11 protein-coding genes and 1 riboswitch are annotated in these 13437 nt (G+C 69.7%); of the genes, 6 read left to right on the top strand and 5 right to left on the bottom strand.

Annotation, left to right across the window (positions count from 1 at the left end; translation table 11 throughout):
- Positions 1-123: 123 nt before the first annotated feature.
- Complete coding sequence (locus OG352_RS28910) at positions 124-765, bottom strand: TetR/AcrR family transcriptional regulator (protein WP_329220931.1); 642 nt, start codon at positions 763-765, stop codon at positions 124-126.
- Between the two features lie 131 nt (positions 766-896).
- Between OG352_RS28910 and nagB the strand changes: the two genes are divergently transcribed.
- Positions 897-1682, top strand: a complete 786-nt coding sequence (nagB, locus tag OG352_RS28905) for a glucosamine-6-phosphate deaminase (RefSeq protein WP_329220929.1) — start codon at positions 897-899, stop codon at positions 1680-1682.
- Positions 1683-1763: 81 nt separating this feature from the next.
- On the opposite strand, the gene OG352_RS28900 is transcribed toward nagB, so the two are convergent.
- The 4 genes from OG352_RS28900 to OG352_RS28885 all read right to left on the bottom strand — a co-directional run bounded on the left by OG352_RS28900 (position 1764) and on the right by OG352_RS28885 (position 6465).
- Complete coding sequence (locus OG352_RS28900; protein WP_329220927.1) at positions 1764-3257, bottom strand: glycoside hydrolase family 3 protein; 1494 nt, start codon at positions 3255-3257, stop codon at positions 1764-1766.
- A gap of 8 nt (positions 3258-3265) precedes the next feature.
- Positions 3266-4111 carry a carbohydrate ABC transporter permease gene (locus OG352_RS28895; RefSeq protein WP_443072368.1) on the bottom strand — a complete coding sequence of 282 codons (846 nt, stop codon included), beginning with the start codon at positions 4109-4111 and terminating at the stop codon, positions 3266-3268.
- Between the two features lie 5 nt (positions 4112-4116).
- Complete coding sequence (locus tag OG352_RS28890; protein ID WP_329220925.1) at positions 4117-5109, bottom strand: carbohydrate ABC transporter permease; 993 nt, start codon at positions 5107-5109, stop codon at positions 4117-4119.
- A 75-nt stretch (positions 5110-5184) separates the two neighbouring features.
- Positions 5185-6465 carry an extracellular solute-binding protein gene (locus OG352_RS28885; protein ID WP_329220923.1) on the bottom strand — a complete coding sequence of 427 codons (1281 nt, stop codon included), beginning with the start codon at positions 6463-6465 and terminating at the stop codon, positions 5185-5187.
- A gap of 329 nt (positions 6466-6794) precedes the next feature.
- Between OG352_RS28885 and OG352_RS28880 the strand changes: the two genes are divergently transcribed.
- The 5 genes from OG352_RS28880 to OG352_RS28860 all read left to right on the top strand — a co-directional run bounded on the left by OG352_RS28880 (position 6795) and on the right by OG352_RS28860 (position 13423).
- Positions 6795-7559 carry a GntR family transcriptional regulator gene (locus OG352_RS28880; protein ID WP_329220922.1) on the top strand — a complete coding sequence of 255 codons (765 nt, stop codon included), beginning with the start codon at positions 6795-6797 and terminating at the stop codon, positions 7557-7559.
- Between the two features lie 146 nt (positions 7560-7705).
- Positions 7706-7975: a DUF3311 domain-containing protein gene (locus OG352_RS28875; protein WP_329220920.1), complete on the top strand. Its 270-nt coding sequence runs from the start codon at positions 7706-7708 to the stop codon at positions 7973-7975.
- Positions 7972-9600, top strand: coding sequence for a monocarboxylate uptake permease MctP (gene mctP / locus OG352_RS28870; protein ID WP_329220918.1), 1629 nt, complete (start codon positions 7972-7974; stop codon positions 9598-9600). Before OG352_RS28875 ends, mctP begins: the two co-directional genes overlap by 4 nt.
- A gap of 171 nt (positions 9601-9771) precedes the next feature.
- Positions 9772-9907: riboswitch (cobalamin riboswitch) on the top strand.
- A gap of 124 nt (positions 9908-10031) precedes the next feature.
- Positions 10032-12395, top strand: a complete 2364-nt coding sequence (locus OG352_RS28865; RefSeq protein WP_329220917.1) for a ribonucleoside-diphosphate reductase subunit alpha — start codon at positions 10032-10034, stop codon at positions 12393-12395.
- Positions 12395-13423: a ribonucleotide-diphosphate reductase subunit beta gene (locus tag OG352_RS28860; protein ID WP_329220916.1), complete on the top strand. Its 1029-nt coding sequence runs from the start codon at positions 12395-12397 to the stop codon at positions 13421-13423. Before OG352_RS28865 ends, OG352_RS28860 begins: the two co-directional genes overlap by 1 nt.
- The last annotated feature ends 14 nt before the right edge of the window (positions 13424-13437 follow it).

Genomic DNA, 13437 nt, shown 5'->3' with positions numbered 1-13437 from the left:
TGTGCGGGGAAGACGGAAGCAATTGTGGACTAGACCACTAGGCGTGTCCACAGGCGTTTGTCTGCGCCTGCGAGCTTGTTCGTTGTTGTGAGTATTCGGACGCCTTATCACGCACAACGCAGCCTAGCCTGTGCGGGTTCCCGTGCGGGGCCAGACGATGAGGGCAATTTCCGCGACCGCTTCCAGTTGCTCCCGGCTCGCTCCGTCGCGCGCCTGTTGGGACATGCCCTGGAACACCGCGCCCACCACGCGGGCGAGTGCGTCGGCGTCCGTGTCCGGCGGCAGCTCGCCGGCGGCGACGCCCGCCGCGATGCGGCTCTCGACGGTCGCGAGGGTCGCGTTCCGCTGCCGGCGCAGGGCGTCCTCGACGTCGGGGGTGGTGCAGTTGGTGGCCGCGTGGATCACCAGGCAGCCGTACGGGTGGGCGGGGTCGGTGAACTCGGCGGCGGCCTCGCGCAGCAGCCGCTCGACGGCGGCGCGGGCGGTCGGCTCCTCCGCCAGGGCGCGCCCCGTGAAGGAGCCGTACGTCTCGCCGTAGACGCGCACGGCCTCCTCGAACAGCGACCGCTTGTCGCCGAAGGCCGCGTAGAGGCTGGGGGCGCCGATGCCCATGACGCGGGTGAGGTCGGAGACGGAGGTCGCCTCGTAGCCGTGCCGCCAGAACGCCAGGACCGCCTTGTCCAGCGCGGCCCCGCGGTCGAAGGAGCGGGGACGGCCGCGGGGCCGGGACACGGGCTCGGCCCGGGTCTGTTCACCGCTCACCATGCGTTCATTTTATAGCGGGCGTTAGAGAAACGTCGCGACACGTGACTCTGTTAGATTGACCGCGTAGATTGGTCTAAACCACATGCCCCACCACACGGATCAGACCGCGGATACGAGAACGGCAGGCCAGCGTGGAAGTTGTCATCGTTGCGGACGCCCGGTCGGGCGGCGAGCTCATCGCCGAGGCCATGGCGCGGCTCCTGCGGCGCAAGCCGGACGCCTTGCTCGGCGTGGCCACCGGCTCCACCCCGCTGCCCGTCTACGAGGCGCTGGCGGCCAAGGTGCGCTCCGGTGCCGTGGACACCGCGCGGGCGCGGATCGCCCAGCTCGACGAATACGTCGGGCTGCCGGCCGAGCATCCCGAGTCCTACCGCTCGGTGCTGCTGCGGGAGGTGCTCGGGCCGCTGGGCATCGGCACGGAGGCGTTCCTCGGTCCGGACGGCACCGCGGCGGACGTACAGGCGGCCTGCGAGGCGTACGACCGCGCGCTGGCCGCGGCCGGCGGCGTGGACCTCCAACTGCTGGGGATCGGCACCGACGGACACATCGGGTTCAACGAGCCGTGCTCCTCGCTGGCCTCGCGCACCCGGATCAAGACGCTGACCGAGCAGACCCGCGTCGACAACGCGCGCTTCTTCGACGGCGACATCGAGCAGGTCCCGCACCACGTCATCACGCAGGGCATCGGGACGATCCTGGAGGCACGGCACCTCGTGCTGCTCGCGACGGGCGAGGGCAAGGCGGACGCGGTCGCGGCGACGGTGGAGGGTCCGGTCGCCGCGGTGTGCCCGGCCTCCGCGCTCCAACTGCACCCGCACGCCACGGTCGTCGTCGACGAGGCCGCCGCCGGCAAGCTGAAGCTCGCGGACTACTTCCGCCACACGTACGTCGACAAGCCGGAGTGGCAGGGCGTCTGAGACATCCGGTTCGACGACGGTCGACGGAGGTACGACGAAGGCGCCGGGTTCCTGGTCGGGAACCCGGCGCCTTCGTGGTGTCTACCGCCCGGCGATGACCTCCGCCGCGGCGAGGCCGCAGACGCGGGCCGCGCCGTGGGTGGCGATGTGCAGGGCGCCCCGGGGCGGGGCCTGGGGGACGCCCATCTCGACGACGACGGTGTCCGGGCGGGCCCTGAGGAGGGTGTCGAGGGCCGCCGCCATCCAGGGGTGCCGGTGCTCGTCGCGGACCACGGCGACGATCCGCCGCTCCCCCGCCGCGACCAGCGCCGCGTGCCCCGCGTCCGCGCCCGCGAAGCTGCCCGTCTCCGTCCCCGGCAGCAGCCGGACCAGCTCCACCGCCACGCCCCAGGGGGTCTCGGCACCGACGGCGATGTTCGCGACCGGGGTGAACGCTGCGACGTACGGCGCTTCGGTGAGGGGCGCGAAAACCTCCCCGCCGGTCAGGCGCAGCGCCCGGCGGGCGGCGGACAGACCGACACCGGGCCCCCGTGCCACGGCCGTGGCCGCCGTGGGCGCGGATGCCGTCGCCGTCCAGCGGGCGAGCGCCCGCACCCGTTCCGCCGCGTCCGCGAGGCGTTCCTCGGGGAGGTCGCCGGTGTGGACGGCGGTGATCAGGGCGTCGCGGAGGCGGCGTACCGTCTCGTCGTCCGCCAGGCCTCCGCCCACGCAGATGGCGTCGGCGCCGGCCGCGATCGCGAGGACGCTGCCGCGTTCGATGCCGTAGGTCGCGGCGACGGCCTGCATCTCCATGCCGTCGGTGACGATCAGGCCGTCGTAGCCGAGTTCGTCGCGCAGCAGGGTGGTGAGGATGCGGGGGGACAGGGTCGCCGGGCGGGTGGGGTCCAGGGCGGGGACCAGGATGTGGGCGCTCATCACGGCGCGTGTGCCGGCGGCGATGGCCGCGCGGAACGGGGTCAGTTCGCGTTCACCGAGTACGGACGTCCCGGCGTCGATGCGCGGGAGCGCGTGGTGGGAGTCGACGGAGGTGTCGCCGTGGCCCGGGAAGTGCTTCGTGCAGGCGGCCACGCCCGCCGACTGGAGGCCGGTGACGTAGGCGGCGGTGTGGCGGGCGACCAGCGCCGGGTCGGCGCCGAAGGAGCGGACGCCGATGACCGGGTTGGCGGCGTTGGAGTTGACGTCGGCGGACGGGGCCCAGTTGAGGTTGACCCCGCACGCGGCGAGGCGGCGGCCCAGTTCCGCGGCGACCTCCCGGGTGAGGGCGACGTCGTCCACCGCGCCCAGGGCGTGGTTGCCGGGGAAGCTGGAGCCGGTGCGCACCTCCAGGCGTGTGACGTCGCCGCCCTCCTCGTCGATCGCGACCAGGACGTCGTCCCGCTCCGCGCGCAACTGGGCGGTCAGGGCGGCGAGTTGTTCGGGCGAGGCGATGTTGCGGCCGAACAGGCCGACCGAGGCCAGGCCCTCGCCCAGGCGGCGCAGCAGCCAGTCGGGGGCGGTGGTGCCGGTGAAGCCGGGTTGCAGGACCGTCAGGGCGTCACGGGTGAGAGTGTCGGTGCCGCTGGCGAATGTCGTCATCGGGGGCGTTATCCCTTCACGGCGCCCGCGGTCAGCCCCGCGGCCATCTTGCGCTGGACGAGGAGGAAGAGGGCGACGATCGGCAGGGCCATCATCGTGGCGCCGGCCATCATCGGGGCGTACTCGGTGCCGTGCTTGGTGGTGAAGTTGCCGAGCCAGACGGTCGCGGTCTGGTTCTTCTGGCTGAGCAGCATCAGGGCGTACAGGTACTCGTTCCAGGCCTGGATGAAGCCGTAGACCGAGGTGGCGACCATGCCGGGGGCCAGGAGCGGGAAGACGACCCGGACGAAGGCGCCGGTGCGGGAGCAGCCGTCGACCATCGCGGCCTCCTCCAGTTCCTTCGGGATGTTGACGATGAAGCCGCGCAGCGTCCACACCGTGAAGGGGAGGATGAAGGTCAGGTACGTGATGATCAGGCCGGAGAGCTTGTCGTACTGGTCCAGGTCGTTCAGCAGCAGGAAGACCGGGATGATCATGGCGACGAGCGGGACCATCTGGACGGCCAGGATGCCGACGATCACGACCTTGCGGCCCCGGAAGGCGAACCGGGAGATGGCGAGGGCGGCCAGCATGCCGACGACGACGCCGATCGCGACGACCGCGAGGGAGACGATCAGGCTCCGTCCGACCGGGCCCCAGAAGTCGGCGATGTCCAGCGCGCGGCGGAAGTTGGCGAGGGTGAATCCGGTCGGCAGCAGACTCGGGTCCGGGTCGATCGCGTCCTTCGCCGGCTTGAACGCCGTGTTCAGCATCCAGTAGACGGGGAAGCCGGCGACGGCGAAGACGAGGAGGCCGAGGAGGTTCCAGCCGAGCCGCGACCTCCTGGGCGCGGTCACCGCACTCATGCCGCTCATGCCGCTCATTCGACTTCCCCGATCTTCAGCATCTGGCGCATGTAGACGGCGACCACCCCGAGCAGCAGCAACACGGTGATCAGGGCGATCGCCGAGCCCTGTCCGTAGTCGTTGACGACGAACGCGCGGTCGTAGGAGTACGTCGTCAGGAGCTGGAACTCGGCTTCCGGGTGTCCGCCCCGCATGACGAAGACCTGCGGGAAGACGCCCATGTCCCAGATGACCGACAGCGTCGTGAGCATCACGATGATCGGCTTGAGGATGGGCAGGGTGACGTACCGGAAGACGCCCCAGGCACCCGCGCCGTCGAGGCGGGCGGCCTCCTCCAGTTCGGCCGGCACCTGGGTGAGGCCGGCGCTGAGGGTGATGACCACGAAGGGGACCGCGCCCCAGACGACCAGGAGCATGATCACCGCGAGCCCCTGCGGTCCGCTCGCGAACCAGTTGTGGCCGATCAGCTCGACGCCCGGCAGCTTGCTGAGGACCGCGTTGAGGATGCCGTAGTCGGCGTCGAACAGCCACTTGAAGACGGTGGTGGCGACGATGACCGGCATGCCCCAACTGGCCACCAGCGCGATGTTGACGAGGGTCTTCACCCAGCCGGAGACCCGCTGGAGCAGCAGCGCGATCAGCATGCCGGCGACCATCGTGACGATCACGCAGCCCGCCGCGAAGACGATCGTGCGGACGACGACCTGCCAGAACTCGCCGTCGCCCAGCACGCCCGCGAAGTTGTCGAACCCGACCGACTCGGCCGGCTGGAAGCCCCAGAGCTGGGACTGCCCGAACTTCTGGAAGGCGAGGGTGACCAGCCTGATCAGCGGATAGCCCATCACCAGGGCGAGCACCAGCAGGCAGGGAGCCAGGAGCAGCCAGGGGGTGGCGGCGGACGAGCGTCTTCTCGCCGGCGCCGGCGCCGGTCCCGGCGGGGCGGACGGTGGCGGTGCCGGCCGCGCGGGCGGCACCTTGGCAGGGGTGGTCGTGTCTGCGGCACTCATCCGCGCGCTCCTCAGCGGTCCCTCGGGTCGTTCGAGAGGCGGCGCCCGGCCAAGGTGCCGGCCGCCGCCGTCAGGTCACTTGTTGTTGATGACCTTGTCGATCGCGGCGTCCGCTTCCTTCGCGGCGGCCTCGACCGTCTGCTTGCCGGTGCCGATGTTCTGCAGCATGGTCTGCAGGACCTGGGCCTTCTCGACCTGGCCCCAGCCGGGGGCCATCGGGACGAACCAGTTGGACTCGGCGGCGGTCGCCGGGACGACCGTCTTCGGGTCGTTCTTGAGGGTCGCGAGGTCGGTCTTGTTGTTGGGCAGGTTGCCCTTGGCCATCAGGCCCTTCTGGCCGGCGGGGCCGGTGAACGCGTTGATCCACTCGGCGGCGAGCGCCTGCGCCTTCGACTTGACCGGAACGGCGAGGTCGGAGCCGCCCAGGAAGACGGGGAGGTTCTTGCCGGACGGGCCGGGCATCACGAAGTTCTCGACGTTGCCGGCGAGCTTGCCGGTCTTGTCGTTCTCCTTCGCCGCGGCGGTCGCGCCCTCCCAGGCGGGGGCGAAGATCATGCCGGACTTGCCCTGGCCGTAGACGATGTAACGGTCGGACTCGTCCTTGGTCCTGTCGCCGTGCATGTACGTGTCGACGATGTTCTTGAAGTCGGTGAGGCCCTTGAGGGACTCGGGCGAGGAGAGGTTCGCCTTCCACTCGCCGCCGTCCTCCTTGGCGATGGAGCCGCCCGCGTCGTAGACGAAGGACATGGCCGCGTACCAGTCGCGGGTGGGCTGGTACCAGGCGGAGAACTTGTCGCCCTCCTTCTTCTGGACCTTGTCCAGGGCGGCGGTCAGCTCCGCGTACGTCTTCGGGGTGGACTTGACGCCCGCCGAGGCGAAGAGGTCCTTGCGCCAGTTGGCGACGCGGCCGCCGGCGTAGTACGGGACGCCGTAGGTCTTGCCGTCGTACGTCACGGACGCCTTGAGGCCGTCGAGCCAGGCGGCGGAGTTGTCGAACTTCGTGGTGTCCAGGGGAGCGAAGGCGCCCTTGACCATGTAGCCGAGCATCTCGGTGTTGCCCATCTCGACGACGTCGGGGGCCTTGTCGGTGGCGAGGACCGCGTCGAGCTTGGTGTTCTTGTCCGGCCAGCCGTAGTACTCGTGGGTGATCTTGACGCCCGGGTGGGCCTTCTGGACCGCCGCGTCGGCCGCCTTCACCAGTTCGGGCCAGTTGTTCTGGGCGTCGACGGTGAGCCAGACGGTCAGCTCCTTGGCGTCGGTGCCCTTCGAGTCCCCGCTGCCGCTGCCGCCCCCGCACGCCGCGACGGAGACCATCATGCCCGCGATACCGATCGCGGCTATGAGATTGCGCTTCACGCCATCCTCCTCAGGGATGCCACACCCCCCGCCCACGGACCGGGACCTGAACCTGGGCCTGGACCTTGAACCTGGACCAATGGTGTAGACCAGTGCGCAGAGCTTGGCTCAGACCACCAGACCTGTCAAGGGTGGCCGAATACCCTCCCACCAGCCGTTATGGGACCTACATATGCAGGAACCTTTAAGTAAGAAGGCGTCGAAATCAGCGACTGCGGAGTAACCTCTCCCGCTAGACCACTCGCCGCCATGGACTAGACCAGAAGACGTGGCGGCGGTATACAGAAGGATCACGACGTGAACCTCGTCCGGAGCCGGGAAGGCGGGCCATGAGCACCGACGTCAGCAGTGCGGAGAACGAGGGTGGGGCACCCGTCCGTACCGCGCGTGTGCCCAAGTACTACCGCTTGAAGAAGCATCTGCTCGAGATGACGGAGACCCAGTCGCCGGGCACCCCGGTCCCGCCGGAGCGCACCCTGGCGACCGAGTTCGACACCTCGCGCACGACCGTCCGGCAGGCCCTCCAGGAACTCGTCGTCGAGGGCCGCCTCGAACGCATCCAGGGCAAGGGCACCTTCGTCGCCAAGCCGAAGGTGTCCCAGGCGCTCCAGCTCACCTCGTACACCGAGGACATGCGCGCCCAGGGCCTGGAGCCGACCTCGCAGCTCCTGGACGTCGGCTACATCACCGCCGACGACCGGCTCGCCGGGCTGCTCGGCATCACGGCCGGCGGACGCGTGCTGCGCATCGAGCGGCTGCGCATGGCCAACGGCGAGCCGATGGCGATCGAGACGACCCACCTCAGCGCGAAGCGCTTCCCGGCCCTGCGCCGCTCCCTGGTCAAGTACACGTCCCTCTACACCGCCCTCGCCGAGGTCTACGACGTCCGGCTCGCCGAGGCCGAGGAGACCATCGAGACCTCGCTGGCCACCCCGCGCGAGGCGGGCCTCCTGGGCACCGACGTGGGCCTGCCGATGCTCATGCTGTCCCGCCACTCGCTGGACAAGGACGGCGGGCCGGTGGAGTGGGTGCGGTCGGTCTACCGGGGGGACCGGTACAAGTTCGTGGCCAGGCTGAAGCGGCCCACCGAGTAGAGGCCGGGCGGAAGCCGAGTGGAGCCGAGCGGCGAGTCCGGGTAGAGAGTCCGTGGAGGGTCTTCCGCTCGGCTTACCCGTCACTTACATTGCCTGCGCATTACATCTGTGATCAAGGCGACCAGAGTGAGGGGACGGAGCCGCCGATGTCCGACGAGGAAACGAGGGAACCGGTGGTGACGCCGACGCGCGTCGTCATCGCCCTCTGTCTGATCGCGCCCTTCGTGGCGATGCTGTGGGTGGGTTCGTACGCGAAGGCGGATCCGGCGTTCATCGGGATCCCGTTCTTCTACTGGTACCAGATGCTCTGGGTGCTGATCTCGACCGCGCTGACGATGATCGCGTACAAGCTGTGGCAGCGTGACCAGCGCGGTCAGCGTGCCCGCAGGGCCCAGGGCGGGGGTGCGTCGAAGTGAACGACGGTGTGAACGGCGTGGCGCTCGCCGTCTTCGTCTTCTTCTTCCTGGCCGTCACGGCGATGGGCTTCCTGGCCGCGCGCTGGCGCAGGGCCGAGAACGAGAACAGTCTCGACGAATGGGGCCTGGGCGGCCGGTCGTTCGGCACCTGGGTCACCTGGTTCCTGCTCGGCGGCGACCTGTACACGGCGTACACCTTCGTCGCCGTGCCGGCGGCGATCTACGCGGCGGGCGCGGCCGGCTTCTTCGCCGTGCCCTACACGATCCTCGTCTACCCGCTGATCTTCCTGTTCCTGCCCCGCCTGTGGTCGGTGTCCCACAAGCACGGCTATGTGACGACCTCTGACTTCGTGCGCGGCCGGTTCGGCTCGAAGGGACTGTCGCTGGCGGTCGCCGTCACCGGCATCCTGGCGACGATGCCGTACATCGCGCTCCAACTGGTCGGCATCCAGGCCGTGCTCGACGTGATGGGCGTCGGCGGCGGCGAGGACACCCACTGGTTCGTGAAGGACCTGCCGCTGCTGATCGCGTTCGGCGTGCTGGCGGCCTACACCTACTCCTCGGGTCTGCGGGCCCCCGCGCTGATCGCGTTCGTGAAGGACACGCTGATCTACATCGTCATCGTGGTGGCGATCATCTACATCCCGATCAAGCTGGGCGGCTTCGACGACATCTTCGCCAAGGCGAGCGAGGCGTACAGCCGGACCAACCCGGCCACCGGCAAGCCGCGCGGCGCGCTGGCCCCGGCGGAACCCGGCCAGTGGACGTACGCGACGCTCGCGCTCGGCTCGGCGCTCGCGCTGTTCATGTACCCGCACTCCATCACGGCGACGCTGTCCTCCCGCAGCCGTGAGGTGATCCGCCGCAACACCACGATCCTGCCGCTGTACTCCCTGATGCTGGGTCTGCTCGCGCTGCTGGGCTTCATGGCGATCGCGGCCGGGGTCAAGGTCACCAACGGGCAACTGGCGATCCCGCAGCTCTTCGAGGACATGTTCCCGGACTGGTTCGCGGGCGTGGCGTTCGCGGCGATCGGCATCGGCGCGCTCGTCCCGGCCGCCATCATGTCGATCGCGGCCGCGAACCTCTTCACCCGGAACATCTACAAGGACTTCATCAGGCCGGACGCGACGCCCGCGCAGGAGACCAAGGTCTCCAAGCTGGTCTCGCTGCTGGTGAAGGTGGGAGCCCTGGCCTTCGTCCTCACCATGGACAAGACGGTCGCCATCAACTTCCAGCTCCTGGGCGGCATCTGGATCCTGCAGACCTTCCCGGCCCTGGTCGGCGGCCTCTTCACTCGCTGGTTCCACCGCTGGGCCCTGCTCGCCGGCTGGGCGGTCGGCATGATCTACGGCACGTTCGCCGCGTACGGCGTCGCCTCCCCGACCCAGAAGCACTTCGGCGGCTCGGCGAAGGAGATCCCGGGCATCGGTGAGATCGGCTACATCGGCCTGACGGCGTTCGTCCTCAACGTCGTCGTCACCGTGGTCCTCACCTTCGTCCTGAAGGCGGCGAAGGCCCCGGAGGGCGTCGACGAGACCCGCCCGGAGGACTACACGGCGGACGCCGGCGACAAGGGCGTCCAGGTGGAGCTTCCCCCGGCGACGGCCGGGTCCGCTCACTAGACGGCCGACACCGCGACCGACTGCGGGCCGCCGGCGGCAGGACCTCCGGCGGCCCGCGGTCGTAGCCCGCGCCATAGCCCGCGGTCGTACCCATGAGTTGACGCTCCGACACGCTCTGAAGTCGGCGCGACACAACATCTGGGGGTGGCATGACGGGTGAACACAAGATGTATGCTCGTGCTCGCTGTCGCCGCAGGGGAATCCGGTGCGAATCCGGAACTGTCCCGCAACGGTGTACTCGCGTGCGTACCTCTGTATTTGCGCACGCATGGCCAGTCCGAGGACCTGCCGACAGCGCTCCCGGTCCAGCAGGTCCGGGTGCCCTGACGTCCGGGCCTCGTGGAGCGGGCCGGTGGACGCGACGCCCCGTGCGCTCGTGTGCTGCCCCCTGCCCTCCGCCAGGCCCACCGCCGAGCGAGGGAGAGCCCCACGTGACCATCGCGCCAGCCGAACCGGCTTCAGTCACCGAGCTGAAGACCGACGGTCCCGGTACCGCGTTGCTGCGTACCCTGACCGAGCTGACCGCCGATCTGCCCGACGCCGACCCCGGCCGGGTCGCCGCCGCGGCCCTGCGCGGCCGGTCCGCCCGGGCCGACGAGGCGGAGCTGCGCGAGCTGGCCACGGAGGCGGCCGCCGGCCTGATCTCCGAGGACCCCGCCTACTCGAAGCTGGCCGCCCGGCTGCTGACGGTCGGCATCGCCGCGGAGGCCGCCTCCCAGGGCGTCACGTCGTTCACCGGCTCGGTCGCCGTCGGCCACCGCGAGGGCCTGATCGCGGACCGCACCGCCGAGTTCGTGCGCGTCCACGCCGTGCGCCTCGACGCGCTGATCGACGAACAGGCCGACGACCGCTTCGGCTACTTCGGCCTGCGCACCCTGCACAGCCGCTACCTGCTGCGGCACCCGATCACCCGCAAGGTCGTCGAGACGCCCCAGCACTTCCTGCTGCGGGTCGCCTCCGGCCTCGCCGAGGACGACAGCCCGCGCGCGCTGGACGAGGTCGCGGCCCTCTACCGGCTGATGAGCCGCCTGGACTACCTCCCGTCCTCCCCCACGCTCTTCAACTCCGGTACCCGGCACCCCCAGATGTCGTCCTGCTACCTGCTGGACTCCCCGCTGGACGAGCTGGACTCCATCTACGACCGCTACCACCAGGTCGCCCGCCTCTCCAAGCACGCCGGCGGCATCGGTCTGTCGTACTCCCGCATCCGCAGCCGCGGTTCGCTGATCCGCGGGACCAACGGGCACTCCAACGGCATCGTGCCGTTCCTGAAGACGCTGGACGCCTCCGTCGCCGCCGTGAACCAGGGCGGGCGGCGCAAGGGCGCGGCGGCGGTCTACCTGGAGACCTGGCACTCCGACATCGAGGAGTTCCTGGAGCTGCGGGACAACACCGGTGAGGACGCCCGCCGTACGCACAACCTGAACCTCGCGCACTGGATCCCGGACGAGTTCATGCGCCGCGTGAACGCGGACGAGCAGTGGTCGCTGTTCTCGCCGTCGGACGTGCCCGAACTGGTCGACCTGTGGGGCGACGAGTTCGACGCGGCGTACCGCAAGGCCGAGGCGGACGGGCTCGCGAAGAAGACCATCCCCGCCCGTGACCTGTACGGCCGGATGATGCGCACCCTCGCGCAGACCGGCAACGGCTGGATGACCTTCAAGGACGCCGCCAACCGCACCGCCAACCAGACGGCCGAGCCGGGTCACGTCGTCCACTCCTCCAACCTCTGCACGGAGATCCTGGAGGTGACCGACGACGGCGAGACGGCGGTCTGCAACCTGGGTTCGGTGAACCTGGGCGCGTTCGTCGACACGGCGACCGGCGACATCGACTGGGAGCGGCTGGACGAGACCGTCCGCACGGCCGTCACCTTCCTCGACCGGGTCGTCGACATCAACTTCTACCCGACCGAGCAGGCGGGCCGCTCCAACGCCCGCTGGCGGCCGGTGGGCCTGGGCGCGATGGGCCTCCAGGACGTCTTCTTCAAGCTGCGGCTGCCCTTCGACTCCCCCGAGGCCAAGGCGCTCTCCACCCGGATCGCCGAGCGCATCATGCTCGCCGCGTACGAGGCCTCCGCCGGCCTCGCCGAGCGGGGCGGCCCGCTGCCGGCCTGGGACAAGACCCGCACCGCCCGGGGCGTGCTGCACCCCGACCACTACGGCGTCGAGTTCACCTGGCCGGAGCGCTGGGCGGCGCTGCGCGAGCGGATCGCGGCGACCGGCCTGCGCAACTCGCTGCTGCTGGCCATCGCGCCCACCGCCACCATCGCTTCCATCGCGGGCGTGTACGAGTGCATCGAGCCGCAGGTGTCCAACCTGTTCAAGCGCGAGACGCTGTCCGGCGAGTTCCTCCAGGTCAACTCGTACCTGGTGCAGGAGCTCAAGGACCTCGGCGTGTGGGACGCGCGCACCCGTGAGGCGCTGCGCGACTCCAGCGGCTCGGTCCAGGAGTTCGCCTGGATCCCGGCCGAGGTCCGCGCCCTGTACCGCACGGCGTGGGAGATCCCGCAGCGCGGCCTGATCGACATGGCCGCCGCCCGCACCCCGTACCTGGACCAGGCGCAGTCCCTGAACCTGTTCCTGGAGACGCCGACCATCGGCAAGCTCTCCTCGATGTACTCGTACGCCTGGAAGTCGGGCCTGAAGACGACGTACTACCTGCGCTCGCGCCCGGCGACCCGCATCGCCCGCGCCGCCCAGGCGCAGACCCCGATCCCCGCGCAGGCCACGGCCGACGAAGACGCCGTCGCCTGCTCCCTTGAGAACCCCGAGTCCTGCGAGGCCTGCCAGTAATGACCAGCGAAGCCAAGACTGCGCTTTCCAAGAACTTGCTAGACCCGGGCTTCGAGCTCACCCTCCGCCCGATGCGCTACCCGGACTTCTACGAGCGCTACCGGGACGCCATCAAGAACACCTGGACCGTGGAGGAGGTCGACCTCCACTCGGACGTCTCCGACCTGGCGAAGCTGTCCGAGGGCGAGCAGCACATGATCGGCCGGCTGGTCGCGTTCTTCGCGACGGGCGACTCGATCGTGGCGAACAACCTCGTGCTGACGCTGTACAAGCACATCAACTCCCCCGAGGCGCGGCTCTACCTGAGCCGCCAGCTCTTCGAGGAGGCCGTGCACGTCCAGTTCTATCTGACGCTGCTGGACACCTACCTCCCCGACCCGGCGGACCGCGCCGCCGCCTTCGACGCCGTGGAGAACATCCCCTCCATCCGCGAGAAGGCCGAGTTCTGCTTCAAGTGGATCGACTCGGTCGACAAGCTGGACCGCCTGGAGTCCAAGGCCGACCGCCGCCGCTTCCTGCTCAACCTCATCTGCTTCGCCGCGTGCATCGAGGGCCTGTTCTTCTACGGCGCGTTCGCGTACGTCTACTGGTTCCGCAGCCGGGGTCTCCTGCACGGCCTCGCCACCGGCACCAACTGGGTGTTCCGGGACGAGACCATGCACATGTCCTTCGCGTTCGAGGTCGTCGACACCGTCCGCAAGGAGGAGCCGGAGCTGTTCGACGACGCGCTCCAGCAGCAGGTCACCGACATGCTGAAGGAGGCCGTCGAGGCCGAGCTGCAGTTCGGCCGGGACCTGTGCGGCGAGGGGCTGCCGGGCATGAACACCGAGTCGATGCGGCAGTACCTGGAGTGCGTCGCCGACCAGCGGCTCCAGCGGCTGGGCTTCGCCCCGATCTACGGCTCGGAGAACCCGTTCTCCTTCATGGAGCTCCAGGGTGTTCAGGAGCTGACCAACTTCTTCGAGCGCCGCCCGTCGGCGTACCAGGTCGCGGTGGAGGGCACCGTCGACCTGGACGAGGACTTCTGAGACCCCTGAGACCT

Source organism: Streptomyces sp. NBC_01485 (genome assembly GCF_036227125.1).
GTDB lineage: Bacteria > Actinomycetota > Actinomycetes > Streptomycetales > Streptomycetaceae > Streptomyces.
The sequence above is the reverse complement of the archived record's forward strand: the minus strand, read 5'-3'. Positions and strand labels throughout refer to the sequence as shown.

Excerpts from the sequence above, each read along its gene's own strand:
- OG352_RS28895 (WP_443072368.1), bottom strand. The coding sequence starts at position 4,111 with ATGAGCGGCATGAGTGCGGTGACCGCGCCCAGGAGGTCGCGGCTCGGC.
- OG352_RS28880 (WP_329220922.1), top strand. The coding sequence starts at position 6,795 with ATGAGCACCGACGTCAGCAGTGCGGAGAACGAGGGTGGGGCACCCGTC.
- OG352_RS28875 (WP_329220920.1), top strand. The coding sequence starts at position 7,706 with ATGTCCGACGAGGAAACGAGGGAACCGGTGGTGACGCCGACGCGCGTC.
- OG352_RS28900 (WP_329220927.1), bottom strand. The coding sequence starts at position 3,257 with ATGACGACATTCGCCAGCGGCACCGACACTCTCACCCGTGACGCCCTG.
- OG352_RS28860 (WP_329220916.1), top strand. The coding sequence starts at position 12,395 with ATGACCAGCGAAGCCAAGACTGCGCTTTCCAAGAACTTGCTAGACCCG.
- OG352_RS28910 (WP_329220931.1), bottom strand. The coding sequence starts at position 765 with ATGGTGAGCGGTGAACAGACCCGGGCCGAGCCCGTGTCCCGGCCCCGC.
- OG352_RS28890 (WP_329220925.1), bottom strand. The coding sequence starts at position 5,109 with ATGAGTGCCGCAGACACGACCACCCCTGCCAAGGTGCCGCCCGCGCGG.